Source organism: Anaerosacchariphilus polymeriproducens, assembly GCF_003363435.1.
Classification (GTDB): domain Bacteria; phylum Bacillota; class Clostridia; order Lachnospirales; family Lachnospiraceae; genus Anaerosacchariphilus; species Anaerosacchariphilus polymeriproducens.
The window spans coordinates 87,673-112,770 of record NZ_QRCT01000010.1 but is presented as its reverse complement, the minus strand read 5'-3'; the positions used below and the strand labels follow the sequence as shown (position 1 = coordinate 112,770).

26 protein-coding genes are annotated in these 25,098 nt (G+C 32.7%); 24 read left to right on the top strand and 2 right to left on the bottom strand.

The features are described from left to right. The first annotated feature begins 108 nt into the window (after nt 1–108). The 15 genes from DWV06_RS02525 (at nt 109) to DWV06_RS02455 (ending at nt 13,736) form a co-directional block, all read left to right on the top strand. A complete protein-coding gene (locus tag DWV06_RS02525) occupies nt 109–486 on the top strand; it encodes an Asp23/Gls24 family envelope stress response protein (RefSeq protein WP_115480616.1) in 378 nt (125 codons plus the stop codon). Between the two features lie 179 nt (nt 487–665). After that, on the top strand, nt 666–1,061 hold the full coding sequence (gene nusB / locus DWV06_RS02520) for a transcription antitermination factor NusB (RefSeq protein ID WP_115480632.1): 396 nt from the start codon (nt 666–668) through the stop codon (nt 1,059–1,061). Nucleotides 1,062–1,071: 10 nt separating this feature from the next. After that, nucleotides 1,072–2,283, top strand: coding sequence for an exodeoxyribonuclease VII large subunit (xseA, locus tag DWV06_RS02515; RefSeq protein WP_115480615.1), 1,212 nt, complete (start codon nt 1,072–1,074; stop codon nt 2,281–2,283). A gap of 2 nt (nt 2,284–2,285) precedes the next feature. Continuing rightward, nucleotides 2,286–2,504, top strand: a complete 219-nt coding sequence (gene xseB / locus DWV06_RS02510; protein WP_115480614.1) for an exodeoxyribonuclease VII small subunit — start codon at nt 2,286–2,288, stop codon at nt 2,502–2,504. Nucleotides 2,505–2,528: 24 nt separating this feature from the next. Then, on the top strand, nt 2,529–3,416 hold the full coding sequence (locus tag DWV06_RS02505; protein WP_115480613.1) for a polyprenyl synthetase family protein: 888 nt from the start codon (nt 2,529–2,531) through the stop codon (nt 3,414–3,416). Nucleotides 3,417–3,431: 15 nt separating this feature from the next. Next, the gene (dxs, locus tag DWV06_RS02500; protein WP_115480612.1) at nt 3,432–5,306 is read left to right on the top strand and encodes a 1-deoxy-D-xylulose-5-phosphate synthase; all 1,875 of its coding nucleotides are present in this window, start codon (nt 3,432–3,434) and stop codon (nt 5,304–5,306) included. Further along, nucleotides 5,307–6,113 (top strand): TlyA family RNA methyltransferase, encoded by an 807-nt coding sequence (locus tag DWV06_RS02495; protein ID WP_115480611.1) that lies wholly within the window; start codon nt 5,307–5,309, stop codon nt 6,111–6,113. Between the two features lie 33 nt (nt 6,114–6,146). Next, complete coding sequence (locus DWV06_RS02490; RefSeq protein WP_115480610.1) at nt 6,147–7,013, top strand: NAD(+)/NADH kinase; 867 nt, start codon at nt 6,147–6,149, stop codon at nt 7,011–7,013. Nucleotides 7,014–7,036: 23 nt separating this feature from the next. Next, on the top strand, nt 7,037–7,486 hold the full coding sequence (argR, locus tag DWV06_RS02485; RefSeq protein ID WP_115480609.1) for an arginine repressor: 450 nt from the start codon (nt 7,037–7,039) through the stop codon (nt 7,484–7,486). A gap of 16 nt (nt 7,487–7,502) precedes the next feature. Then, nucleotides 7,503–9,185, top strand: a complete 1,683-nt coding sequence (gene recN, locus DWV06_RS02480; RefSeq protein WP_115480608.1) for a DNA repair protein RecN — start codon at nt 7,503–7,505, stop codon at nt 9,183–9,185. A 90-nt stretch (nt 9,186–9,275) separates the two neighbouring features. Continuing rightward, nucleotides 9,276–10,595, top strand: coding sequence for a SpoIVB peptidase (gene spoIVB, locus DWV06_RS02475; protein WP_115480607.1), 1,320 nt, complete (start codon nt 9,276–9,278; stop codon nt 10,593–10,595). 262 nt (nt 10,596–10,857) lie between these two features. Beyond that, complete coding sequence (gene spo0A, locus DWV06_RS02470; RefSeq protein WP_115480631.1) at nt 10,858–11,655, top strand: sporulation transcription factor Spo0A; 798 nt, start codon at nt 10,858–10,860, stop codon at nt 11,653–11,655. Nucleotides 11,656–11,750: 95 nt separating this feature from the next. After that, nucleotides 11,751–13,187 (top strand): glycogen synthase GlgA, encoded by a 1,437-nt coding sequence (glgA, locus tag DWV06_RS02465; protein ID WP_115480606.1) that lies wholly within the window; start codon nt 11,751–11,753, stop codon nt 13,185–13,187. A 96-nt stretch (nt 13,188–13,283) separates the two neighbouring features. Continuing rightward, nucleotides 13,284–13,466, top strand: coding sequence for a hypothetical protein (locus DWV06_RS02460; RefSeq protein WP_115480605.1), 183 nt, complete (start codon nt 13,284–13,286; stop codon nt 13,464–13,466). Between the two features lie 12 nt (nt 13,467–13,478). Beyond that, nucleotides 13,479–13,736 carry a spore coat protein gene (locus DWV06_RS02455; RefSeq protein WP_115480604.1) on the top strand — a complete coding sequence of 86 codons (258 nt, stop codon included), beginning with the start codon at nt 13,479–13,481 and terminating at the stop codon, nt 13,734–13,736. A gap of 65 nt (nt 13,737–13,801) precedes the next feature. On the opposite strand, the gene DWV06_RS02450 is transcribed toward DWV06_RS02455, so the two are convergent. Continuing rightward, nucleotides 13,802–15,538, bottom strand: a complete 1,737-nt coding sequence (locus DWV06_RS02450) for an Rqc2 family fibronectin-binding protein (RefSeq protein WP_115480603.1) — start codon at nt 15,536–15,538, stop codon at nt 13,802–13,804. 198 nt (nt 15,539–15,736) lie between these two features. Between DWV06_RS02450 and DWV06_RS02445 the strand changes: the two genes are divergently transcribed. The 8 genes from DWV06_RS02445 to DWV06_RS02410 all read left to right on the top strand — a co-directional run bounded on the left by DWV06_RS02445 (nt 15,737) and on the right by DWV06_RS02410 (nt 23,338). Continuing rightward, nucleotides 15,737–16,618: a YicC/YloC family endoribonuclease gene (locus DWV06_RS02445; protein WP_115480602.1), complete on the top strand. Its 882-nt coding sequence runs from the start codon at nt 15,737–15,739 to the stop codon at nt 16,616–16,618. A 13-nt stretch (nt 16,619–16,631) separates the two neighbouring features. Next, nucleotides 16,632–16,907, top strand: coding sequence for a DUF370 domain-containing protein (locus tag DWV06_RS02440; protein ID WP_328587637.1), 276 nt, complete (start codon nt 16,632–16,634; stop codon nt 16,905–16,907). Continuing rightward, complete coding sequence (gene gmk, locus DWV06_RS02435; RefSeq protein WP_115480601.1) at nt 16,900–17,538, top strand: guanylate kinase; 639 nt, start codon at nt 16,900–16,902, stop codon at nt 17,536–17,538. The genes DWV06_RS02440 and gmk overlap by 8 nt, the downstream gene beginning before the upstream one ends. Before the next feature lie 2 nt (nt 17,539–17,540). Further along, on the top strand, nt 17,541–17,843 hold the full coding sequence (gene rpoZ, locus DWV06_RS02430) for a DNA-directed RNA polymerase subunit omega (protein WP_115480600.1): 303 nt from the start codon (nt 17,541–17,543) through the stop codon (nt 17,841–17,843). A 310-nt stretch (nt 17,844–18,153) separates the two neighbouring features. Beyond that, nucleotides 18,154–20,106 (top strand): methyl-accepting chemotaxis protein, encoded by a 1,953-nt coding sequence (locus DWV06_RS02425; RefSeq protein WP_115480599.1) that lies wholly within the window; start codon nt 18,154–18,156, stop codon nt 20,104–20,106. Between the two features lie 88 nt (nt 20,107–20,194). After that, nucleotides 20,195–21,535, top strand: coding sequence for a 30S ribosomal protein S12 methylthiotransferase RimO (gene rimO / locus DWV06_RS02420; RefSeq protein ID WP_115480598.1), 1,341 nt, complete (start codon nt 20,195–20,197; stop codon nt 21,533–21,535). Then, nucleotides 21,519–22,064 carry a CDP-diacylglycerol--glycerol-3-phosphate 3-phosphatidyltransferase gene (pgsA, locus tag DWV06_RS02415; RefSeq protein ID WP_115480597.1) on the top strand — a complete coding sequence of 182 codons (546 nt, stop codon included), beginning with the start codon at nt 21,519–21,521 and terminating at the stop codon, nt 22,062–22,064. The genes rimO and pgsA overlap by 17 nt, the downstream gene beginning before the upstream one ends. A gap of 26 nt (nt 22,065–22,090) precedes the next feature. Continuing rightward, nucleotides 22,091–23,338, top strand: coding sequence for a competence/damage-inducible protein A (locus DWV06_RS02410; RefSeq protein ID WP_115480596.1), 1,248 nt, complete (start codon nt 22,091–22,093; stop codon nt 23,336–23,338). A gap of 61 nt (nt 23,339–23,399) precedes the next feature. Here DWV06_RS02410 and DWV06_RS02405 read toward each other — a convergent pair whose 3' ends face one another. Then, on the bottom strand, nt 23,400–24,500 hold the full coding sequence (locus tag DWV06_RS02405; protein ID WP_115480595.1) for an HD-GYP domain-containing protein: 1,101 nt from the start codon (nt 24,498–24,500) through the stop codon (nt 23,400–23,402). 291 nt (nt 24,501–24,791) lie between these two features. On the opposite strand from DWV06_RS02405, the gene DWV06_RS02400 reads away from it, so the two are divergent. After that, nucleotides 24,792–25,040 (top strand): metal-sensing transcriptional repressor, encoded by a 249-nt coding sequence (locus DWV06_RS02400; RefSeq protein WP_115480629.1) that lies wholly within the window; start codon nt 24,792–24,794, stop codon nt 25,038–25,040. The last annotated feature ends 58 nt before the right edge of the window (nt 25,041–25,098 follow it).

The following is a 25,098-nucleotide window of genomic DNA, read 5'->3' as shown; positions in this document are numbered from 1 at the left end:
AAGTTACTATCTTCTATATTCATACTGAGTCTTGCAAATAACTCTAAGTTTGGTATAATAAGAACAGAGTTAGAATGTATAGAGATTGAATCGTGGGAGGTCATTTATATGGCAAAAGAAGATAGGAATACTTATATGATCCAGGAAAACAACTTGGGTGAAGTTCAAATAGCAGATGAAGTAGTAGCAATTATAGCCGGCTTAGCAGCGACAGAGGTAGAAGGCGTAAGTTCCATGGCAGGAAATATAACCAATGAATTAGTTGGAAAACTTGGGATGAAGAATTTATCAAAAGGTGTGAAAGTGGACGTAGTGGATAGTACGATTAATGTTGAACTTGCTTTGAATTTAGACTATGGATACAGTATACCAGCCACATCAGAAAAAGTACAAGAAAGAGTCAAATCTGAAATCGAAAATATGACCGGACTTGAAGTTGCAGATGTTAATATACGCATAGCTGGAGTAGCAATGGAGAAAAAATAGAAAATAAAGCTTTTTTCAAACATAAAAATATAGTATAATATGGATGTCTATGCTTAGACATCCTTTTTTTAAATTGTAGGAATAAAATTAGAATAGAGTATTTTAATCGTTTGAGAAAAAGGAAAATGGGAAAGATAGGGAATAGATGGCTTGTGCGCTCAGCGCGAAAGGGTGGAATTATGACTAGAAGAGAAATTAGAGAACAGATCTTTCAAATGTTATTTCGAATTGAGTTTCATAAAGAAGATGAAATGCCGGAACAACTTCAATTATTTTTTGAAGCAATAGGACAGATAGAAGAGGGCGATCAAAACTATATGGAGCAGAAATACAGTGAGATTGTTAAAAAATTAGAAGAAATAGATGATGGTATTAACCAGATTGCAAAAGGCTGGCAGACATCAAGGATGTCAAAAGTTGATCTGACCATTATACGTTTGGCTGTATATGAGTTGAGATATGAAGAAGAAATACCGGTCGGAGTTGCAATTAATGAGGCTGTTGAGATTGCTAAAAAGTATGGAGGGGAAGATTCTCCTTCATTTATAAATGGAATTTTGGCAAAGTTAGCATAGGAGAATATTTATGCAAAATGTATATTCTGTAGGGCAGGTAAATAAATATATCAAAACTATGTTTGAACAGGATTTTTTTCTAAAACGTATTTATATTAAGGGAGAAGTGTCCAATTGTAAATATCATTCTACAGGTCATATTTATTTTACTTTGAAAGACGAGACCGGTTCAATGGCAGTTGTAATGTTTGCAGGTCAAAGAAAAGGGCTTGCTTTTCGCTTAACTGAAGGACAGAAAATAATAGTTCTGGGAAGTGTCAGTGTATATGAAAGAGATGGGAAGTATCAGTTGTATGCACAGGAAATAGTATTAGATGGTATTGGAGCGTTATATCAGAGGTTTGAACAACTGAAGCAGGAATTAGAAGAAATGGGGATGTTTTCTGTAGAATATAAAAGACCTATTCCAAGATTCATCAAAAAGCTTGGCGTTGTAACAGCACCTACCGGTGCTGTGATTCATGATATTAGTAATGTAGCTTATCGCAGAAATCCTTATATTCAGATTATTTTATATCCGGCATTCGTACAAGGTGAAGGAGCGAAAGAAAGTATAGTAAAAGGGATTCAGAAGTTAGATCAAATGGGGCTTGACTGCATTATTGTCGGTAGAGGCGGCGGTTCTATTGAGGATTTGTGGGCATTTAACGAAGAGTGTGTGGCCAGAGCTATTTTTGAGTGTACGACACCTGTTATATCAGCAGTAGGTCATGAGACAGATGTTACAATTGCGGATTATGTTGCCGATTTAAGAGCACCTACCCCATCTGCAGCTGCAGAATTGGCGGTATATGATTTACAATTATTACAACAGTTTTTAATAGAAAAGTCTTTTGAATTCAAACGCGCATTACAAGATAAGATTAAAATGGAAAGAAAAAGAATAGAAAAATATGAAATGCAATTTAAGCATTTGAGTCCTCAAAGCAAAATTCGAGACAAACGACAATATTTAATGAATCAGGAAGAGAAAATAAATATTTGTTTTCAGAAAATTTTACAAAACAAAAAGCACCGGCTTCAAATTTATATAGAAAAGTTTAAGGGGTTATCACCTCTTGATAAATTACAACAAGGATATTCATTTGTTGAGAATCATGAGCACCATGCAATTTCACGAATTGGGCAGGTTCAGATTGGCGATTCTTTACAAATACATGTATCGGATGGAACAATTAAAACTCAGGTTGAACAGATAGAAGCCGTAAGAAGGGAGCTATAGACGTGAGTAAAAAGAAAATAGAAGAAAAAACGTTAGAAGAAGCATTTGAGGAATTAGACTCTATGATAGAAGAATTGGAAGACAGTGATGTTTCGTTAGAAGATTCTTTTATGATTTATCAAAGAGGTATGAAGCTTTTAAAAGACTGTAATGCGAAGATCGATACCGTAGAAAAGAAAATGCAGGTACTGACTGAAAATGGTGAATTAGAAGATTTTTAAGAATCTCGATAGAAGGTGGAACAGATGGATTTTAAGAAAGAGTTAGAATTAAGAGTTCAAAGAATTGAAGAAATCATAAAAAAGTATCTTCCGAAAGAAGAAGGATATCAGAAAATCGTTATTGAGGCAATGAATTATAGTATTTTAGCCGGTGGAAAGAGACTGCGTCCAATGTTGATGCAGGAAACTTATTTTTTGTTTGGCGGAAAATCTGATGTCATTGAACCATTTATGGCGGCAATGGAAATGATACATACTTATTCCCTTGTTCATGATGATTTACCCGCAATGGACGATGATGATTATAGAAGAGGAAGAAAGACTACTCATCTGGTATTTGGAGAGGCAGTAGGGATTTTGGCAGGAGATGCTTTATTGAATTACGCGTTCGAGACAGCTTTGACAGCATTAGAGAAGGAACCAAATACGGTTACTGTGGGCAAAGCATTAAAAGTATTGGCCTCCAAGGCTGGGATTTATGGTATGATTGGAGGGCAGACAGTAGATGTACAGTCAGTAGATCAGCAGATAGACAAGGAGAAAATAGATTTTATCTACGAATTAAAGACCGGAGCCTTAATTGAAGCCTCTATGCTGATAGGTGCTATATTAGCCGGTGCGACCAAAAATGAACAAATAATTATACGTGAAATTGCGAAAGATATTGGTCTTGCATTTCAAATACAAGATGATATCTTAGATGTAACGAGTACAACAGAAATATTGGGTAAACCAATTGGAAGTGATGAAAAAAACAAAAAAGCAACTTATGTAACATTAATGGGGTTAGCTCAAGCTCAAGATGATGTGAGTGAAATTTCAAAAAGGGCAATCAGAAAAGTGGATTCTCTTGTTGTAAAAAATGAATTTCTGACTGAATTAATAAAAGAATTAGTCAGTAGGGAAAAATAACAGAGGAGTTGGCGGATGATATTAGATAGAATACAAAGAGAGAACGATATAAAAAAGATCGGTGCTGATGATTGGAATCCTCTGGCAGAAGAAATCAGAGAATTCTTAATTAATCATATCAGTACTTCAGGTGGTCATTTAGCATCAAATCTCGGCGTGGTGGAATTGACCATGGCGATGCATTTGGTTTTCGATTTGCCCAAAGACAAATTGATTTGGGATGTTGGACATCAGTCATATACGCACAAATTATTAACAGGAAGAAAAGATAAATTTGACAAACTACGTAAATTTGGAGGCATGAGTGGTTTTCCAAAAAGAAGTGAAAGTCCTTGCGACAGTTTCGATACGGGGCACAGTTCTACGTCCATTTCAGCAGGTCTTGGATATGTAGCAGCCAGAGAACTTTTAGGTGATAAGAACCGTGTTGTTTCAGTAATAGGTGATGGTGCACTTACTGGAGGTATGGCTTATGAAGCTTTGAACAATGCATCACGCTTAAAAAGTAATTTTATTATTGTACTAAATGATAATAATATGTCTATTTCAGAAAATGTTGGAGGAATGTCTCAATATCTAAGTAATATACGCACAGCAGAAGCATATACAGGATTTAAAACAGGTGTTGAAAAGACTTTGTCCAAAATTCCTGTGTATGGAGACAAGGTCATTCATCAACTTAGAAAGACCAAAAGTGGAATCAAACAATTGATGATACCGGGCATGCTTTTTGAAAACATGGATATTACTTATCTCGGGCCGGTGGATGGTCATGATATACCTGGTCTGATTCGAATTTTCAATGAAGCCAAAAAAGTGAATCGTGCAGTCCTGGTTCATGTTTTGACAAAAAAAGGAAAAGGTTATTCTCCAGCAGAGAGACATCCTGCAAGATTTCATGGTGCGGAACCATTTGAAATAGAGACAGGATTACCTAGTAAAAAAAGGACGAAAGCAAATTATTCAGATATATTTTCGACTGTGATGAGAAAATTTGGGGATAGAGACCCCAAAGTAGTTGCTGTTACCGCAGCTATGCCTGATGGAACCGGACTAAAACGTTTTAAAAATATGTTTCCGGAACGATTTTTTGATGTTGGAATTGCAGAAGAACATGCAGTTACATTTGCAGCAGGTCTGGCGGCTGCAGGACTGAAGCCTGTGGTAGCTGTTTATTCTTCGTTTTTACAACGTGCGTATGATCAAATTGTTCATGATGTTTGTATTCAAAATCTACATGTAATCTTTGCGGTTGATCGGGCAGGATTAGTAGGCAGTGATGGAGAGACGCATCAAGGCATATTAGATATATCATTTCTTTCCAGTATTCCCAATATGACATTATTAGCTCCTAAGAATAAATGGGAATTATCTGATATGCTGAAATTTGCGGTCGATTTTAACGGACCAATAGCAATTCGTTATCCCAGAGGAGAAGCTTATGATGGATTAAAAGATTTCCGCGCACCTATAGAATTAGGTAAAAGCGAAATTCTCTATGATGAGTCCGAAATTGTTCTAATAGCTGTTGGCAGTATGGTTAAAATAGCAGAAAATGTAAGAAAAGAACTAAAAGATATTGGTTATCAGTGTTCTCTTGTTAATGCTAGATTTGTCATGCCTTTAGATGAAACGATGGTGAAAACAGCAGCCAAAGAACATAACTTGATCGTGACGTTGGAAGAAAATGTATTAAGTGGGGGATTTGGTGAAAAAGTCTCTGCTTATGTTGCTGCTTGTAATTTTCCGACAAGAGTAATATCCGTTGGAATTCCGAACGAATATGTGGAACATGGAAATGTTGATATTTTACGTAAAGAATTAGGAATTGATGAACCTTCAATAACAAAGAGAATCATTACAGAATATTTAGGAACTCAGGTGTATTAAATGAAAGAAAGATTAGACGTATTACTAGTAAAAAGACAGTTAGTACAATCAAGGGAAAAAGCAAAGGCAATTATAATGTCAGGAAAAGTTTTTGTTAATGGTGAAAGAGAAGACAAAGCAGGTACTTCCTTTGATGAAAAAGTAGAGATAGTAATAAAAGGAAATACGTTGAAATATGTAAGCCGTGGTGGTTTGAAATTAGAAAAGGCCATGAAGTTTTTTGGTGTAGAAGTAGATCGAAAAGTATGTATGGATGTTGGGTCTTCAACAGGCGGATTTACAGATTGTATGCTTCAAAATGGAGCTTTAAAAGTTTATGCTGTAGATGTAGGTCATGGTCAATTGGATTGGAAATTGAGACAGGATGAGAGAGTCGTTTGTAAAGAGAAAACGAATATCCGTTATGTTGTTCCGGAAGATATAGGAGAAAAAATCGAATTTGCTTCCATTGACGTGTCTTTTATTTCATTAACAAAGGTATTACTTCCGGTAAAAAATCTGTTACATGACAATGGACAGATTGTTTGTTTAATTAAACCACAGTTTGAAGCCGGAAGAGAAAAAGTTGGAAAAAAGGGAGTTGTTAGGGATAAGACAGTCCATCAAGAGGTAATTGAGATGGTTGTTTCTTACGCGGTTAGTATAGGATTTGAAATACTTAATCTTGATTTTTCGCCTATTAAAGGACCGGAAGGAAATATAGAATATTTACTAAATTTACAAAATCATTCTGATGAAAAGATATATGAAAATACAGCTGTTTTTATAAGAGAAATCGTTGAAAAAGCGCATAATGCCTTAGATTGAGGTAAAACCTACTTACTAATTGGAGTGTGAAAAATGAATTGTTTTTATATAATTCTCAATACAAATAAAGAAAAAAGTTATGAATTAGGAAAAAGTATTCAACAATATTTAGAACAAAAGGGAAAAACTTGTTTCATACATGAAAAGGGAGAGGATTCTGCCAATAATAAGTTTAAATATACAGATGCAAGCAGAATTCCCAAAGATGTCGAAGCAGTTCTGGTTATTGGTGGAGATGGAACTGTTATTCATGCTGCCAGAGATATAAATCACAGAAATCTTCCATTGATTGGAGTCAACCTTGGTAGAATAGGATATTTATGTGATTTGGAAGAATCAAATATATATTCCGCTTTGGATGCTATGATGGAAGAAAATTATATAATTGAAGAACGTATGATGCTGGAGGGAATTGGTCATAGAGGAGAAGAAGTGTTGGTACACAATGACGCATTGAATGATATTGTCATTCATCGAATGGGGCATTTGCGCATTATGAATTTCATTATTTATGTGAATGGTGAACACCTAAATACATATAGTTCTGATGGAATTATTATTGCAACACCAACAGGTTCAACAGGATATAGTATGTCAGCGGGTGGTCCAATTGTAGAACCCAATGCAAAAATGATAATGATTACACCGATTAGTCCACATGCATTGAATAGAAAAAGTATAATATTAAGTGCGGATGATGAAATTGTTGTTAAGATTGGAAAAAGAAGAAAGGAAGAAATTGAAGAAGCAGAAGTCACTTTTGATGGAGCTGAATCAGTGAAACTTTTTTCAGGTGATTGTATCAAAATAAAACAATCTTCACAGTGTGTTAAATTTTTAAAAACCAGTAAAGTCAGTTTTTTAGAGACATTAAGAAAAAAGATGATGGAATGTAAATAAAAATAATTTGAAAGGAGAAATTGATGAAATTAAAGCGTCATACAAAGATAATTGAATTAATTAACAAATATGACATTGAGACTCAAGAAGAATTGGCAGAAAAACTAAATCAAGAAGGATTTAATGTGACTCAAGCAACTGTTTCAAGAGATATTAGAGAATTAAAATTGACGAAAGTAACGATTGATAAAAAACAGAAGTATGTTATTTTACAAAATCAAGAAGCAGGAATGAGTGAAAAATTTGTTCGTGTACTGAAAGACGGATTTCTTTCTATGGATATGGCTCAGAATATTTTAGTAATTAAAACCGTATCAGGAATGGCGATGGCAGTAGCAGCTGCTTTAGATGCAATGCAATGGAATGAAATTGTTGGATGTATTGCTGGTGATGATACAATTATGTGTGCGATTAGAAGTGTTGATGATACTTTATATGTAATGGAAAAAATCAGAAAGGTTACGGAAGAATAGGAGGAAATTTCAGGACATGTTATTAAATTTGCATGTAAAAAATTTAGCTTTAATTGAAGAAGCAGATGTGTATTTTGATGAAGGACTAAATATTCTAACAGGAGAAACCGGAGCAGGGAAATCAATTATTATCGGTTCAATTAATATAGCCCTGGGAGGAAAAGTACCCAAAGATATTGTTGGAAAGCATGGAGATTCTGCCTTTGTTGAATTGATATTTCAAATAGATAATTCATCTGAAAAAGAGTTACTTCGAAAGATGGAAATTGAGTTAGAGGACGAACAAATCATATTGTCCAGAAAAATAACGAATGGTAGAAGTGTAGCCAAAATTAATGGAGAGAGCGTACCTGCTTCTAAGTTAAAAGAAGTTGCAGAAGTATTAATTGATATACATGGACAACACGATCATCAATCACTCTTACATAAGTCAAAGCATTTGGAGATTCTAGATGAATATGCAAAAAATGATATTGTTAGCATTAAGTCAAAACTACAGCATAAATATGCTTCTTATATAGAGTTAAGGCAAAAGTTAGACAAATTTTCTGTGAATGAAGAAGAACGTATTCGTGAGTTATCTTTCTTAGAATATGAAGTTGAAGAAATTCAAGAAGCCAATCTTTTGCCAGATGAGGATAAACAACTTGAAATTCAATATCAAAAAATGACGTATGGGAAAAAAATTTTAGAAGCGGCAAATACTATTTATAATCAGACAGGATATGATAATCCGCATGCTGCGGGGGATCTTATAGGAAAAGCATTACGAGAGCTGAATAGTATAGTAAATTATGATACGGAATTGGAATCAATGGAAGAGCAGCTTGAAACGATTGAAAGTCTGCTTAATGATTTTAATCGTGATATCGCTGATTATATGAGTAGAATGGAATTTGGGGAACACGATTTTAATGAGACCGAGAAGCGACTAAATCTTATCAATCATTTAAAATCGAAGTATGGAGATAGTATTTCTGAAATTATCCAATCTAAAACTCAAAAAGAAGAACGAATAGAAGAGTTAAAGAACCACGATATATTATTAAAAAAATATCGTGAAGAATTAGAAACACTTCAAGAGGATTTGCAAATAGAATCCGAAAAGTTAACAGAAGTAAGAAAGAGATATGCAAAAAAATTAATGTTAGAAATACAAGATTCTTTAAAAGAACTGAATTTTATCGATATTCAATTTGATACGGTATTTGAAAAAATGGATCATTTCACAAAAAACGGAAATGATATTATGGAATTTATGATCTCTACAAATCCTGGAGAAGATTTAAAACCATTGGCAAAAATAGCTTCTGGTGGTGAAATGTCAAGAGTAATGCTTGCGATAAAATCCGTTCTAGCTGAAAATGATAATATACAGACATTGATTTTTGACGAAATCGATACTGGTATTAGTGGTCGGACAGCACAAATGGTTTCAGAAAAAATGGCGGTATTGGGAAAAGCGCATCAGATTATTTGTATTACGCATCTGCCTCAGATTGCAGCAATGGCAGATACTCATTTTTGTATTGAAAAAGAATCCTTAAATCATATGACAAGTACCAAAATTAAAAAATTAGAAAAAGATCAGGCAGTAAAAGAACTTGCAAGAATTCTTGGAGGAGCAGAGATTACAGAAACGACGATCAGAAGTGCAAAAGAAATGAAAGAATTGGCAGAACGTACAAAAAAAGGCTAGAGTGAAATATAAAATAATTCATATACTAAAAGAGATACATAACATGTATTTCTTTTTTTTATTAGATAATAAGAACGGAAGTGAAGTAAAATGGGAAAATTTCATCTTAAAAAATTAAGTTTTAGCCTTTTTATAATATTACCAACCATAATGATGTTGAGTTATCATCTTATAAAGAGAAGTATACCTGAGTCAATTAAAATTGTTGTAGGCGAAGAAGAAGCGCTGAATTTTGGTCTGCCTATTAATGGTGTTTTTCAAAAATCCATTAAGATACAAGATGACTTTATGGAGAATGAAAAAGTAAAAGAGGTTAATACGAATACGACTGAAAAATTGAATTCGTCTAAAATACATTTAAATTTATCTGCGGTTAAAGTGAAATCAAATCAAGTCGGTTCTTATTCCATGGTATGTAATTTGTTTGGGATTCTACCGCTAAAAGAAGTTAATGTTGAATTCGTCGAATCAAAGCAAGTAATTCCGTGTGGGATACCAATAGGCATTTATGTAGAAACTTCTGGTGTATTAGTTATCGGTACAGGAAAAATACATGGAATAGACGGAATAGAATATGAACCGGGAAAAAATATTGTAAAAAGTGGTGATTATATCGAATCTGTTAATAAAGAAGCAGTAAAAGATAAAAATGATTTGATAAGTAAAATTAATGATTGTGGAAAAAAAGAAGTAGTTTTAGGGATAAGAAGACAAGGAGAAGAAATAAATATTAGAGTAAAGCCAGTTGAAGTAGAAGCATCCAAATATCAATTAGGTATTTGGGTCAGAGATGATACACAGGGAATTGGAACACTAACTTATATAGATGAAGCAAATCGCTTTGGTGCATTAGGTCATGGAATTAATGATGTTGATACAAGTCTGTTAATGGAAATACAAGATGGGACATTATATAATGCCCAAATAACTTCGATTGTGAAAGGTGAAAATGGAAGTCCGGGAGAACTTGCAGGAACTATATTATATCAAAATGCTATGGTCGTTGGTAATATAATAAAAAATACATCGAAAGGTATTTATGGATGTGTGCGCTCCATGCCACAGGAATTAAAATATGCGAAGAAGTTGGAAGTTGCCTATAAACAAGATATAAAATTAGGGAAAGCTACGATTCGATGTGCAGTTAATGGTGTTATTAGAGATTATGAAATAGAAATTATTCATATTAACCATAGTGAAGAAAATACGAGTAAAGGAATTGAATTTAAGGTAACTGATCCGGAACTTATAAAAGAAACAGGAGGAATTGTACAAGGTATGAGCGGAAGTCCTATCATGCAGAATGGTAAAATAATTGGAGCTGTTACTCATGTGTTTGTACAAGATTCTCAAAAAGGTTTTGGTATTTTTATAGAAAATATGCTAGAAGAAACTCAATCTTTAGAGTAATAAAATACAAAAATTGTCGACAAAATCCGCCAATAAATAATAGACTGACTGTGCTATAATTGTAGAAAACTCTGATTCTCAGGAAAAGAACGAAAAATTGACTTGAAAAAGTTTATATATGTCGAAAATATTAGACAAATATGGCTTGATTATGAGAAATATAATCTTTATAATACAAGTAGTTTTTCAGGGGAGCTGAAGAATTATATATCTTAAAAGTATGAAAGAATAAATGGCATTGAAAGGAGACAGAATGGGGTCTATGGAGAAATTGAATATTGCGATTGCTGACGACAATGAAAAAGTATTAGAATTACTAGATGATATTATAAGTACAGATAAGGAACTTGAAGTTGTAGGTAAAGCACGAGATGGGGAGGAGGCATATAATATTATAAAGAGCAAGCAGCCAGATGTTGTACTATTGGATATTATTATGCCAAAATTAGATGGACTAAGTGTGATGGATAAAGTTAATCATGATATGAGCATTCAAAAAGCTCCGGAATTTATCATTATAACTGCAATCGGACAAGAAAAGATTACGGAAGATGCTTTTAATCTGGGAGCTAATTATTACATTATGAAACCATTTGATAATGATATGATATTAAATAGAATCAAAATGGTTCGAGGTAAAATAGGTAAGGCAGCGATAGAAACCAGAAAGATTAAAGCTTATGAGAATAAACAGGATTATCTTGAAAGAAATCTTGAAAATGACGTAACAAATATTATACATGAAATAGGAGTACCTGCTCATATTAAAGGATATCAATATCTAAGAGATGCTATTATGATGTCAGTTAATGATATTGAGATGTTAAATTCCATTACAAAGATCTTATATCCAACCATTGCTAAGAAACATCAGACAACACCAAGTCGTGTAGAACGTGCTATAAGACATGCGATAGAAGTCGCTTGGAGTAGAGGAAAAATGGATACGATCGACGAACTGTTCGGATATACAATTAATAATGGAAAAGGTAAACCAACAAATTCTGAATTTGTTGCATTAATTGCTGATAAGATAAGATTAGAATATAAAATGAGATAGAAAGGTTCTGGTTTTCTGAATTTCTTGAAACATTTAGTCTCATTATGATATAATATCCCTAAAATACGAGCGATAAAAGCTAGGAGGGAATCTTAATGAAGAAAATTTTATTTGTGGCTTCAGAAGCAGTACCATTTATGAAAACAGGTGGTTTGGCAGATGTAGTTGGATCTTTGCCAAAGTGTTTTGATAAAGAGAAGTATGATGTCCGTGTAATGATTCCGAAATATATGTGTATGTCAGATGTTTATAAAAGTCAAATGCAGTATAAAACACATTTTTATATGGATTTGGCATGGCGGAGACAATATGTTGGCGTATTAGAGATGGAATATGATGGTGTCAGATTTTATTTTATAGATAATGAATTTTATTTATCAGGACCAAGACCTTACGAAGCAGTCAATAGAGATATTGAAAAGTTTGCATTTTTTTGTAAGGCATCACTTTCCGCATTACCTAGTTTAAATTTTCAACCCGACATTATTCATTGTCATGACTGGCAGACAGGTTTAATCCCAGTTTATTTAAAAGATGTGTTTCAAAACGATTCGTTTTATAGGAACATAAAGTCCATATTCACGATACACAATTTGAAGTTTCAAGGAATTTGGGACGTTAAAACAGTAAAAGATATAACAGGTTTATCTTCTTACTATTTTGCTCCGGATAAATTAGAAGCTTATGGGGACGCTAATTATCTTAAGGGTGGTATTGTTTATTCTGATATGATTACGACTGTAAGTAATACATATGCTCAAGAGATAAAAATGCCCTTTTATGGTGAAGGACTTGATGGTCTGATTAATGCAAGAGCTGGATATTTAAGAGGAATTGTTAACGGAATTGACTATAAAGAATATAATCCGGAGACTGATTCATTTATAGTTAAAACTTATAATGCAAAAAACTTTAGAAAAGAAAAGATAAAAAATAAAAGAGCTTTACAGGAAGAACTTGGTCTAGAAATTAATGATAAAAAGTTTATGATTGGTATTGTATCACGTTTAACAGAACAAAAAGGTTTTGATTTGGTAGACTGTATCATGGATGAGCTTTGTCAGGAAGATATTCAAATTGTAGTATTAGGAAATGGTGATGAAAAGTATGAAAATATGTTTCGTCATTATAATTGGAAATATCCTAATAAAATATCTGCTAATATTTATTATTCTGAAGCTTTATCACATAAAATTTATGCGTCGGTGGATACATTTCTAATGCCATCTTTGTTTGAACCATGTGGTTTAAGTCAATTAATGAGTTTACGCTATGGAACTGTACCGATTGTACGGGAAACAGGTGGATTAAAGGATACGGTTGAACCATATAATGAATTTGAGAGTACTGGAACAGGTTTTAGCTTTGCTAATTATAATGCTCATGAAATGTTAAGTACGATTCGTTATGCGCGTGATATTTTTGTTAATAAAAAACGTGAATGGAATAAAATTATTGATAGGGCAATGGAAGTGGATTTTTCATGGAATGCATCAGCGCGCAAATATGAAGAGATATATGATTTTTTATAAGAACGGTTAAAATTTGATATAAATATTTGAATAGAAGCCTCCTTGATTGGAATACTAATAAGGTAAAAAATTAGATTCAACAAGGAGGAATTTTCTATGTCTGATTTAACAGAATTAGAATTACAAAATCTTCGTCATTTAATAGTAGGCTATGAATTGACACAAGATAAAATGCAAGATTATGCACAAAGAGCACAAGATCAACAAGTAAAACAATTTTTTCAAAAAGCAGCTCAGTCATCACAGCAAACGAAACAACAATTGATGAGATTTTTGTAGGAGGTCATAAAAATGCAAGAAAAAACAATGGTATCAGATGCACTAATGGGAATTAATAGTGAGTTAAAAATGTTTGGTGATTTTATTCCACAAACAGAAAATGTAGAATTGAAACAAACATTAAAACAAATACGTAATCAATGTGAAAGTTCACAAGAAGAAATTTATCAAATAGCTAGAAGCAAACAATATTATATTCCGGCAGAAAAAGCAACGCAAGAAGATATTGCACATGTACGTTCAATTTTTTCTCAGCCATCAATGATGTAAAATTATTTATGAAGGAGTGGCTAAATGCTATTCCTTCATAAATTTTATATTGACATCTCAAATCTTTATTCAGATAACGAAATTCCATTGATACTAGGTTCGATCGTAAGTGAATAATTGGTATAATAAACAACAAATCCTGGTTTTCCGCCATTAGGTTTTTTAATATTTTTTTTCAAAGAATAATCAATTTCAACTTTAGAATTTTTACGTGCAGATGAATAGTAAGCTGCTAGCTTTCCTGCTTCTTCAAATGTACGGTCAGGAATATCATTTCCATTTGATTTTAAAATAACATGAGAGCCGGGTATTCCTTTTGCATGAAACCACCAATCATTTCCAGAGGCGAATTTAAAGGTGAGTTCATCATTTTGAAAATTATTTTTCCCAACATAAATGTGGAATCCGTCTGAAGATATATAATGAAAAGGCTTGCTTTTCGTTTTTATTTTTTTATTAGAATATTTTCTTCTAATATAGCCTGAATCCATCAGTTCTTCTTTTATTTCTATCAAATCATCTTCAGTAAGTGCGATTTCCAATGAATTACTAATAGTTTCCAAATGATAAATTTCATCCTTTGTATCTGAAATTAAACTTGTCAATGCTTCAAAGGTGCGTTTCATTTTGTTGTATTTATCAAAATATTTCTTTGCATTTTCTTTTGGTGTTAATAGAGGGTCTAATGGTATTTCAATCATTTCATTTGTGTAATAATTTAAAGCTTCAAAATTAGAAGCATTTTCATCTAATTCATAACCATAGGTATTTATTAACTCTCCATATAGTTTAAAAGTATCTCTTTTTTGCGTATCTCTTAATTGCTTTTCCTGTAAAACATATTTTTTTCGACTACGGTCTAATGCTGTACTTACAATTTTTCGAAGATCAGAAGATTTTTGACGAATTCTAGTAATTATGTTTTTTTCAGCATAATATTGTTCCAAGACCTGAGATATTTTTTTGAATTGTTTTGTATGGTATAGGTTGTATTGAGTCAAAGGAATAGCAGAGAATTCTATAGGTTCATTTTCTTTATAAATAATATTGGGCTCAAAAGCTTCATTTTTGACAATTTCCAAGGCCCATTGAAAATGGTTATATAAATGCAGTTTTTCATTATCATCTAATGATTGAGCTGGTTTTTCAGAATCAATAGATGCACGATAACATATTTCTTCAGCGATGACTGGACTTATACCAGTAAAAGAGGTATAAAGAGTTTTTGAAGTTTTCAAAGCCTTTGTATAAACGCATTGAAAAAAAGCATCTTTTGTTATTGTCAAAGGATTTAATTTATTCATTGTATCTGGTATGAAATATGGTCTGCCGGGCAATACTTCACGAACAGAACTCATATTTGCTGAAATATGTTTTATGCTATCAAGAATTAAGCCGTCTTCGTCACAAAATATAATATTACTATGTTTCCCCATAATTTCTACAATAAGAATTTTTTTACATAAGTCACCAAGTTCATTAAAATGCTCAATTTCAAAATTGATAATTCTTTCCATACCGGGTTGATTAATACTAACAATTCTTCCATTAGCAATATGTTTACGTAAAAGCATGCAAAAATTTGGAGCTGATAACGGGCTGGGTTTGTTTTGATCTGTCATATAAATGAGAGGCAGAGATGCACTTGCAGATAAAAGTAAACGAACTTGTCCATTTTTACCTTTGATCGTAAGTAATAATTCATCTGTTTCAGGTTGTGCAATTTTATTTATTCTTCCATTCATTATTTCGTTATTTAATTCGAATACGAGATTAGAAATAACAATTCCATCAAATGCCATAAGTGTTTTCTCCTTCCAGGATTTATTACATTATTATTATAGCGGTTATTAGGGAAATTACAACTGAATTATTTAGAAAGTAAGAAGTGTATATACTCTTAAAGATTGACGAAACGGAATAAATCATCTATAATAATTAAAGACTTTAGTTGAATTTACAAGCGAAGGGAAATATGCCAAAAGGCGTGGACAGAAAATATGATTAAAAGTATGACAGGTTTTGGAAGATGTGAAATTTCAGATGAAAGCAGGAAGTTCTCTGTTGAGATCAAAGCAGTGAATCATCGGTATTTAGATATGAATATTAAAATACCCAAGAAGTTAAGTTATTTTGAATCTTCCATACGGAACTTATTGAAAGAATATATTCAAAGAGGAAAAGTAGACGTTTTTATTACTTATGAAGATTATACAGAAAATAATATTGTGATTAAGTATAATAAAGATCTTGCAGCAGAGTATTATAAACATTTAAAACAGATGGCACAGGATTTTGATTTGGAAGATGATTTGAAAGTTTCCAAATTATCGCGTTATCCTGAGGTTTTTACTTTAGAAGAGCAAAGTGCAGATGAAAAAGAATTGTGGGAAGTTTTAGAGAAAGCACTTCGAGGAGCTGCGGTACAATTACTAGAGACTAGGATTAAAGAAGGAGAGAACCTTAAAAAGGATTTAATAGTTAAATTAGATGAAATGACAGCTTATATTGAATTTATTGAGAAGCGATCTCCTGAAATAATAAAAGAATATCGCCAGAAGTTAGAGGATAAGATTCAAGAATTAATAGAAGACAAGACAATGATAGAAGAAAGCCGTATAGCAACAGAAGTTACTATATTTGCAGATAAAATTTGTGTAGATGAAGAAACGGTACGATTAAAGAGTCATATAGATTCGACCAAGAAAACGTTAGAATCAGATGATGGAATTGGAAGAAAACTTGATTTTATCGCGCAGGAAATGAACCGAGAAGCGAATACCATTCTTTCAAAAGCAAATGATTTAGAGGTATCGAATATTGCGATTGATTTAAAAACAGGAATTGAAAAAGTCCGAGAGCAGATTCAAAATATTGAATAGGAAGTGGAAGAAATTGACTAAGTTAATGAATATTGGTTTTGGAAATATGATAAATACAGATAAAATCATTACAATTATTAATTCAGATTCTTCCCCGGCAAAGAGAATGGTGCAAAAGGCAAAGGAAGAAGAGCGTATAATCGATGCTACGCAGGGTAGAAGAACCAGAGCAGTACTATTGACAGATAGTAATCATATAGTTTTGTCAGCATTACAGCCTGACACGTTAGCAGGAAGATTTAACAGCAAAGAGAGTGTATTAGAAGTGAAAGGTGAAGAAAATGAATGAGCAAGGTGTTCTTGTAATCGTTTCAGGATTTTCAGGTGCAGGGAAAGGTACATTGGTAAAAGAACTAATGAATAAGTATCCTGATCAATATGCGTTATCCATATCTGTAACTACCAGAAGACCTCGCGAAGGAGAACTTCATGGGAATGATTATTTTTTTGTATCTCAAGAAGAATTCCAAGAAATGATTTCTAAAGATGAATTGATAGAATATGCACAATATGTAGATAATTATTATGGTACCCCTAAAAAATATGTTTATGAAAAAATGAAAGAGGGAAAAGATGTTATCTTAGAAATAGAAATTCAAGGTGCATTAAAAGTAAAAGAAAAGTACCAGGATGCAATATTATTATTTGTAACCCCTCCAAATGCAATAGAGTTAAAAAATAGATTGGTTGGAAGAGGAACAGAAGATATGAATACTGTAGTGAAACGCTTTAAAAGAGGGTGTGAAGAAGCAGAAGGTATTGAAAATTATGACTATCTGGTTGTAAATGACAAATTAGAGGATTGTGTTTCAAAAGTTCACAGTATTATACAGAACGAACATAGCAAGGCTTTTAGGAATAAAGAGTATATAAAAAAAATAATAAAAGAATTAAATAATATTTTGGAAGGAGAAATATAAATATGTTACATCCATCTTATACAGACTTAATGAAAGTAGTAAATCGTGAGGTAGAGATAGGCGAGCAGCCCGTAGTCAATAGCAGATATTCAATTGTAATTGCTACTTCGAAAAGAGCGCGTCAGTTAATTGGTGGTGAAGAAGCATTGGTAATGGAAAAAGGAAAAAAACCATTATCAATAGCAATTGAAGAATTAAATTCTTCTAAGGTTAAAATTGTAAGTGATGATGAGCATAAAAAAGAAGAATTATTCGTGAATGAAGATGCTGCTGCTATTCATGATTACGATACTATAGAAGATTAAGAGTTTTAAGAGACTGCATTAGGCAGTCTCTATTTTTATCTTTAACTTATTTAGTTATTCTACAATTGATAGCTACGTATTACCATTTTATTGGTAGTATCTAAAATAAAAAAAGTATCACGAGGAATATTGTATAGATTTATGGTGATATTCTGAAAATATGGGAAATTATAGAGGGGTTTTGTTTGAAATGTCAAAAAAATAGAAAATTTAACGAAAGTTTTGGTGAAATAGATTGAAAGGATAAAAATAATTTGTTATAATGTAAACTACATAATTGAGTGTATAATTTAAAGGACGGAGGATTATTATGAAGAATTCAAACAGTCTAACCAAAGCTAAGTCAAAAAAGGAGGAGCGAGAAAAGCTGAAGTTTGAGAAGAAGAGAAAAAAAGAGGTAAGGGTTAAAAAGAAAGCTGTTGAAGGAAATATAGATAAAAAATTTGGTAAGAAAGATGAGGGTAATTTCCTATCAAAAAGTATTGGAAGAAAGATTAATTTTTTGTTTTTTGGAACTTTTTTGACAATGATGGTACTTATTTTAGTTCTTACAGTAAATGCAATCAGTTATATGACTCAATATAGAGATTTAATTGGTAATCTGTCCAAAATTTCAGATATAAAAGAACAAGTAGAAACGGTGCCAACTTCGATAATAAGTAAAGCAGTTGAAGGAGTATCCCTTGAAGAATCAGGGCTGGAAGATCACTTGAAATTAGTAAAAGATAATCTTGCAAGCATTGAGAGCAATGTTGATTTAGACAAAAATGCAGCTGAAGCGGCACAAAAAGAAATGAAAGAAGAATCAGCAGAAGATTCAATAGCAGAATCTGCAGCAGTGAATGCAACGGATGAATCTGATGCTGCATTTAAGAAGAATATGTCTTCTAAGTTTTTAGAATTAAAACGTTTAGTAGAAACTTATCAAGAATTGGGTAATGCAGTTGTCAGTAGTGTAACAGATGGAACAATCACGACAAAACAACTTTCAGATCTTTCCAAAATGGAAAAGATAGGTAAAAGTATATCGAGTAATATATTAGAATTTACGGATTTCCAATTGGTTCAAAGTACTAAAATTGCAATGGATATTCAATCAAATTTTGTGGCTAGGATTTCTTTAATGATAACAATTATAGTAATTGTTGCAATAGTTGGTATAATATCCGTATATGCCGTTGGAAAGAGTATTACAAAACCAATTAACCGGTTAAAAGGAGGAATCGCAGTTATTGCTAGCGGAGATTTGACAGGAGAAGCGATTCAAGTACAGAGTAATGATGAAATACGAACATTGACGGATTCTTTTAATAATATGAGCCAGAGTTTAAAACGTATCATAAAAAATGTAGTGGAAACGACTTCTAAAATTGATGCTTCCATGAAGATAGTTTCACAAAGTATTGAGGAAAATGCTAAGAACAATGAAGTGATTGCACATGCAGCAGAGCAGATGAATACAAGTATTGTCTTACAAAATGAAGAATCGAAAGAAACAATGGATAAAGTTCTTAAGATGGATTCAATTTCCAAACAGATTACGAATCGTGCAGAACGTATTGAAAAAAGTGCAGAACGTTCCAAAAAAAATGCCGAAGATGGAAATCATAATATTGTATCATATGTTGAACAATTAGACGATGTGAATCAAGTAATGAATAATGTAGCAGCGGTCGCTGAGAACTTAAGTGAACGTACAAAAGAAATGAATGCTATCTTACACTCGATCTCAGAAATTGCATCTCAAACTAATTTACTTTCTTTAAATGCAAGTATAGAAGCTGCAAGAGCCGGTGAGTCAGGTAGAGGATTTGCGGTTGTAGCTTCAGAAATCAGTAAGTTAGCTGGAGATTCTGAAAGTGCAGCACAAAAGATTGGAAATATTATTAGTGAAGTACAAAAAGAAGCAGCAGATATGAGTGCAAAAATGCAGGAAGGTCTAACGCAACTTAGTCATGGAAATGATATGGCTGATCGTACCAAAGATAGTTTTAATATTATTAAAGAAGGCACGATATCTGTAAATAATGAAATTCAAGAGATTATAGCAGATATCGAACATTTATCAAATATAATTTCGGAAGTAACAGAAAGAGTTCGTTCTATTGATGAAGCAAGTGATGTAAATGTAACAGTAACTGGTGAAATTAGTTCTTCTATTACGGAGGAAACAGCAAATTTAGAGGAAATTACTTCTACAATGATGCAGTTGGCAGAGTTAGCGCATGGATTGGAAATTGTAGTGGAAGAGTTTACCATTTAAGGTCTGAATTTTCAAAAGGGTTGCAACAGCAACCCTTTTTGTGTTTTAATAGTAATGTTCAAGGTAATGGAAAACAGTGGAGGTAATTATGAAATTATTATTTATATCGCTAGGTTGTGACAAAAATCTAGTTGATACAGAAGAAATGCTGGGATTATTAGCAAGAGAAAAATTTTCATTTACAGATGATGAGTCTCAGGCTGAAGTTATTGTAATTAATACGTGTTGTTTTATTAATGATGCAAAAGAAGAGAGTGTTAATACAATATTACAAATGGCTGAATATAAAAAATATGGAAGATGTAAAGCATTAATTGTGACCGGCTGCCTGGCACAGAGGTATAAAAAAGAGATTCAAGAAGAGATAAAAGAGGTTGATGCTATTTTAGGAACGAATTCATATGAAAAAATTGCGGAAGTAATTAAGAATGCTTTAAATGGACAAGGAACATGTATTTTCAATGAGTTGGAAGGTTTTCCAATGATACCAAATAGCAAGCGTCAGATAACAACTGGTGGACACTACGCTTATATGAAGATAGCGGAAGGGTGTAATAAACATTGTACGTATTGTATCATACCGCAAATCCGGGGAAAATATCGGAGTGTACCAATTGAAAAATTACTTTTACAAGCAGAGGAACTCGCAGAACAAGGAGTGAAAGAACTGATTTTAGTAGCTCAGGAAACAACATTATATGGGATAGATCTATACGGAGAAAAAACATTGCCCAAACTGTTACATGAACTTGGAAAAGTAAAAGGAATTCGATGGATTCGGATTTTATATTGTTATCCCGAAGAAATAACCGATGAGCTTATCCAGACAATCAAAACGGAGCCTAAAGTCTGTCATTATTTAGATTTGCCGATTCAACATGTAAATGATGAAGTTTTAAAACGAATGGGAAGAAAAACGAATAAGAGTCAAATAATAGAAATCGTTAAGAAATTAAGAGAAGAAATTCCGGATATTTCCATTAGGACTACTTTAATATCGGGTTTTCCAGGTGAAACGGATGAACAACATGAAGAACTAGTAGAGTTTGTTGATGAAATGGAATTTGATCGTTTAGGAGTATTTACCTACTCAGCAGAAGAAAATACACCAGCCGTTGAAATGAATGGTCAGATAAATGAGGATATCAAAGAAACTCGTCGGGATGAAATTATGCAGCTGCAGCAGGAAATCGTCTTCGAAAAAGACCAAGAAATGATAGGAAAAGAACTTTGGGTAATGGTAGAAGGTAAAGTCGCCGATGAGAATGCTTTTGTTGGCAGGACTTACAAGGATGCACCAAATGTTGATGGATATATTTTTGTAAACACTGAGGAAGAACTGGTAACAGGTGATTTTGCAAGAGTGAAAGTTACAGGTGCATTAGAATATGATTTGATAGGAGAGATTATAAATGAATTTACCAAATAAATTAACTGTGATAAGAGTAGTGATGATTCCATTTTTTGTATTATTTATGCTTACAAATTTAGCTGGAGAGGGAAGTAAATTCATAGCTTTAGGGATATTTTGTATTGCTAGTTTTACTGATTTTTTAGATGGATATATAGCAAGAAAAAACAATTTAGTTACTAACTTTGGAAAGTTTATGGATCCATTAGCAGACAAGCTGCTTGTATGTTCTGCAATGATTTGTCTTGTGGAAATTGGAAGACTTCCGGCCTGGATTGTAATAATTATTATCAGCCGAGAATTTATTATTAGCGGTTTCCGTCTCGTAGCTTCTGATAATGGAATTGTAATAGCAGCAAGTTATTGGGGCAAGTTTAAAACTGTGTCTCAAATGTTTATGATAATTGTTCTGATTTTAAATTTAAATCATTCAATATTTGAAACAGTTGAAATTGTATTAATTTATACTTCTTTAGTATTAACAGTACTTTCACTGATTGACTATATAGCAAAAAACAAAAGTGTATTATTTAACGGAAATATTTAGGAGTTCAACTTATAAGGAGAAAAACAATGATAGTAGAATTGATTTCAGTAGGAACAGAAATTTTATTGGGGAATATTGTAAATACCAATGCTGCATATTTATCCGAAAAGTGTGCGGTTCTTGGATTGAGCCAATTTCATCAAAGTGCTGTAGGTGATAATCCAAAACGGTTAGAGGATGCAATTATATTAGCCCTTTCTAGGGCAGATATTCTAATATTATCAGGAGGTTTAGGTCCTACTAAAGATGATTTGACAAAAGAAACGGCAGCAAAAGTAATGAACAAAAACCTAGTACAAGATATACATACAAAAGAGCGTATTCAAGAATATCTTCAAAAAGTCATTCCGAATCATATGGTTACGGAAAACAATTGGAAACAGGCGATGGTTCCGGAAGGTGCAATCATAATAGACAACCTTAATGGAACAGCACCTGGCATCATAATGGAAGATAACGGAAAGCGGATCATACTACTTCCTGGTCCTCCAAATGAATTAATACCTATGTTTCAAGAAGATATTGTACCATATCTTAATAAATTGCAGCCGGAATTAATTTATTCTAAAATGGTGAAAATTTGTGGTCTGGGTGAAAGTTATGTTGAGACCCAAATTATGGATCTAATAGAAGAACAAACGAATCCTACCGTTGCTCCTTATGCAAAAACAGGGGAAGTGCATCTAAGAATAACAGCAAAAGCTCGAAATGAAGAAGACGCTATGAAATTAGTTGCTCCAGTGGTAACAGAATTAAAGAAGAGATTTCAGGATGCTGTTTTTACCACAGAAGAGAGAGTTACTTTAGAAGAAGCTGTCGTAGAGCTATTAAAAGAAAGAGAACTTACAGTTACCACTGTGGAATCCTGTACAGGCGGATTGTTAGCAGGGAAAATTATAAATGTGGCAGGCGTATCAGATTGTTATAAAGAAGGCTATATCACATATTCAAATGAAGCTAAGAAAAGATTGGTGAATGTTTCTGAATCCACATTAGCTGTAGCAGGTGCCGTAAGTGAAGAGTGTGCAAAAGAAATGGCTATTGGTGGCGCTCAATCAGCAAATGCAGATGTATGTATTGCAATAACAGGAATAGCAGGTCCGGATGGTGGGACACAAGAAAAACCGGTAGGACTTGTATATGAGGCTTGTTACTATAAAGGCAATGTAGAGGTTAATAAATTTTTATTTAAAGGAAATAGAGATAAGATACGTGAACAGGCTGTGGTGAAGGCTTTAACATTATTAAGAAAAAATATTATAGAGAATAAATGAGATAAAAATACGCTATCGAATTCCTACATGTAATCTAAGAATTCGATAGCGTATTGATATTTTATAATAATGTCTCAATTTCTAAATTTCTTTCTTTGGCCAAATCTATAAAAGTACTATTACTTTCAATAATAGGATGGCTAAGATCTAAACGGTTGATAAAAACGATTTTTCCAATACGTCCATCATTTAAGCGAACCGTATAGCCGATATAGGTTTGAACTAATTTTTCTATAAAGGTCATTAATATCTGAACGTTGTATTTTGAAAAGCCCTCTTCTTCATATAATTTAATTACTTTGAAGGGGCAAAGGCCTTCACGATAAACACGATTGGCGGTCATAGCTTCATAGGTATCTACGATAGTAATGATTTGAGAAAAGAAAGGAAGGTTTTCTCTTTTTTTTCCTAATGGATAACCGGAGCCATCTGCTTTTTCATGGTGTAATAGAGCACTGGCTTTGATTCGGGGATCAATTTCTTTATCTTTTAACAGGGCATATCCATAAGTAGTATGTTGCTTTATTAAGTCGAATTCTTCGGGTGTCAGCTTCCCGGGTTTTTGAAGAATTTCCTGTGGAATCAATAATTTACCTATATCATGTAATAATCCGCAAGAGGTTAATACTTTTAGGTCTCTTTCTGATAAATGAAGCCATTTTCCAACAATATTTGCAATGATAGAAACATTTAAAGAATGAGCATAAGTGGAATCATCCAAATGACGTATATTAAGCAACAAATCAAATATACCAAAAGTAGTATCTATACTATTTACCAAAGTAATAGGAGTGGTTAATAATGCATCAATATCAATAGACGTAGAAGAGGAATTTACAATGTCATTCAATTGCATTTCAAAGTTTTTCATGTGGTTAAAATACACTTTATGGAATTCAGCAAATTCTTGACTTTCTTTTACTCTTTCTAGATAAGATGTGGGTTCCATGCCTATTTTTATTGGATTTGAAGTAATGTGGTCTGGTCTTTCCGGTACCTCTACAAAAACGGAATCTATTTGATATTGATTAAGTTTTTCTATTAAATAATGACTCAAAATCGTCCCACTATTCATAATAAGTTGTCCGCTTTGTGTACAAACATCACTAAACAGTATCATTCCTTCTGATAAATCTTGAACTCTCAATTTTTCCTTATACATATTGAGTACACTCCTTAATTAGAGATTAAAAAATACTAAAAAACAGTTTTTTAGTAAAGATATATACTATTTTATATAAAGTGTTAAAAGATGTCAATCAATATCGTTATGATACACTTAAAATATAGATAATGAAAGGTTGAATTTGTTGCATAAATTGATTACAATAGAACATGATTTAAGAATGAGAAGGATAAAAACAGGAAAGTGAGGAATCATAATTTGGTTGAAACATGTAATAATTGTGTTCAAAAGGATAAAATCAAAAGAAAGCATAGAGATGAAATAGAAATGAAAGATTTAATTACTCGTTTGAATCGAATCGAAGGACAAGTCAGAGGAGTCAAAAATATGGTGGAAGAGGAACGGTATTGTGTTGATATTTTGACACAGGTTTCTGCAATTCAAGCTGCACTTAATTCGTTCAATAAAAATCTTTTAGCAAATCATATTAAAAGTTGTGTTGTAGAGGATATTAAGTCAGGTAATCATGAAGTTGTGGATGAATTATGTAATACGATTCAAAAACTAATGAAATAATTTAGTAGTAAATGTATATCGCCACATAGTGACTATCGAATCATTATGTGGCGATCTG

Excerpts from the sequence above, each read along its gene's own strand:
- rimO (WP_115480598.1), top strand. The coding sequence starts at position 20,195 with ATGAAATTATTATTTATATCGCTAGGTTGTGACAAAAATCTAGTTGAT.
- dxs (WP_115480612.1), top strand. The coding sequence starts at position 3,432 with ATGATATTAGATAGAATACAAAGAGAGAACGATATAAAAAAGATCGGT.
- DWV06_RS02425 (WP_115480599.1), top strand. The coding sequence starts at position 18,154 with ATGAAGAATTCAAACAGTCTAACCAAAGCTAAGTCAAAAAAGGAGGAG.
- xseA (WP_115480615.1), top strand. The coding sequence starts at position 1,072 with ATGCAAAATGTATATTCTGTAGGGCAGGTAAATAAATATATCAAAACT.
- argR (WP_115480609.1), top strand. The coding sequence starts at position 7,037 with ATGAAATTAAAGCGTCATACAAAGATAATTGAATTAATTAACAAATAT.
- DWV06_RS02400 (WP_115480629.1), top strand. The coding sequence starts at position 24,792 with ATGAAAGATTTAATTACTCGTTTGAATCGAATCGAAGGACAAGTCAGA.
- DWV06_RS02455 (WP_115480604.1), top strand. The coding sequence starts at position 13,479 with ATGCAAGAAAAAACAATGGTATCAGATGCACTAATGGGAATTAATAGT.
- DWV06_RS02525 (WP_115480616.1), top strand. The coding sequence starts at position 109 with ATGGCAAAAGAAGATAGGAATACTTATATGATCCAGGAAAACAACTTG.
- glgA (WP_115480606.1), top strand. The coding sequence starts at position 11,751 with ATGAAGAAAATTTTATTTGTGGCTTCAGAAGCAGTACCATTTATGAAA.
- pgsA (WP_115480597.1), top strand. The coding sequence starts at position 21,519 with ATGAATTTACCAAATAAATTAACTGTGATAAGAGTAGTGATGATTCCA.
- DWV06_RS02460 (WP_115480605.1), top strand. The coding sequence starts at position 13,284 with ATGTCTGATTTAACAGAATTAGAATTACAAAATCTTCGTCATTTAATA.
- DWV06_RS02405 (WP_115480595.1), bottom strand. The coding sequence starts at position 24,500 with ATGTATAAGGAAAAATTGAGAGTTCAAGATTTATCAGAAGGAATGATA.
- gmk (WP_115480601.1), top strand. The coding sequence starts at position 16,900 with ATGAATGAGCAAGGTGTTCTTGTAATCGTTTCAGGATTTTCAGGTGCA.
- DWV06_RS02505 (WP_115480613.1), top strand. The coding sequence starts at position 2,529 with ATGGATTTTAAGAAAGAGTTAGAATTAAGAGTTCAAAGAATTGAAGAA.
- DWV06_RS02450 (WP_115480603.1), bottom strand. The coding sequence starts at position 15,538 with ATGGCATTTGATGGAATTGTTATTTCTAATCTCGTATTCGAATTAAAT.
- DWV06_RS02410 (WP_115480596.1), top strand. The coding sequence starts at position 22,091 with ATGATAGTAGAATTGATTTCAGTAGGAACAGAAATTTTATTGGGGAAT.
- rpoZ (WP_115480600.1), top strand. The coding sequence starts at position 17,541 with ATGTTACATCCATCTTATACAGACTTAATGAAAGTAGTAAATCGTGAG.
- DWV06_RS02445 (WP_115480602.1), top strand. The coding sequence starts at position 15,737 with ATGATTAAAAGTATGACAGGTTTTGGAAGATGTGAAATTTCAGATGAA.
- DWV06_RS02495 (WP_115480611.1), top strand. The coding sequence starts at position 5,307 with ATGAAAGAAAGATTAGACGTATTACTAGTAAAAAGACAGTTAGTACAA.
- nusB (WP_115480632.1), top strand. The coding sequence starts at position 666 with ATGACTAGAAGAGAAATTAGAGAACAGATCTTTCAAATGTTATTTCGA.
- recN (WP_115480608.1), top strand. The coding sequence starts at position 7,503 with ATGTTATTAAATTTGCATGTAAAAAATTTAGCTTTAATTGAAGAAGCA.
- spo0A (WP_115480631.1), top strand. The coding sequence starts at position 10,858 with ATGGAGAAATTGAATATTGCGATTGCTGACGACAATGAAAAAGTATTA.
- spoIVB (WP_115480607.1), top strand. The coding sequence starts at position 9,276 with ATGGGAAAATTTCATCTTAAAAAATTAAGTTTTAGCCTTTTTATAATA.
- DWV06_RS02490 (WP_115480610.1), top strand. The coding sequence starts at position 6,147 with ATGAATTGTTTTTATATAATTCTCAATACAAATAAAGAAAAAAGTTAT.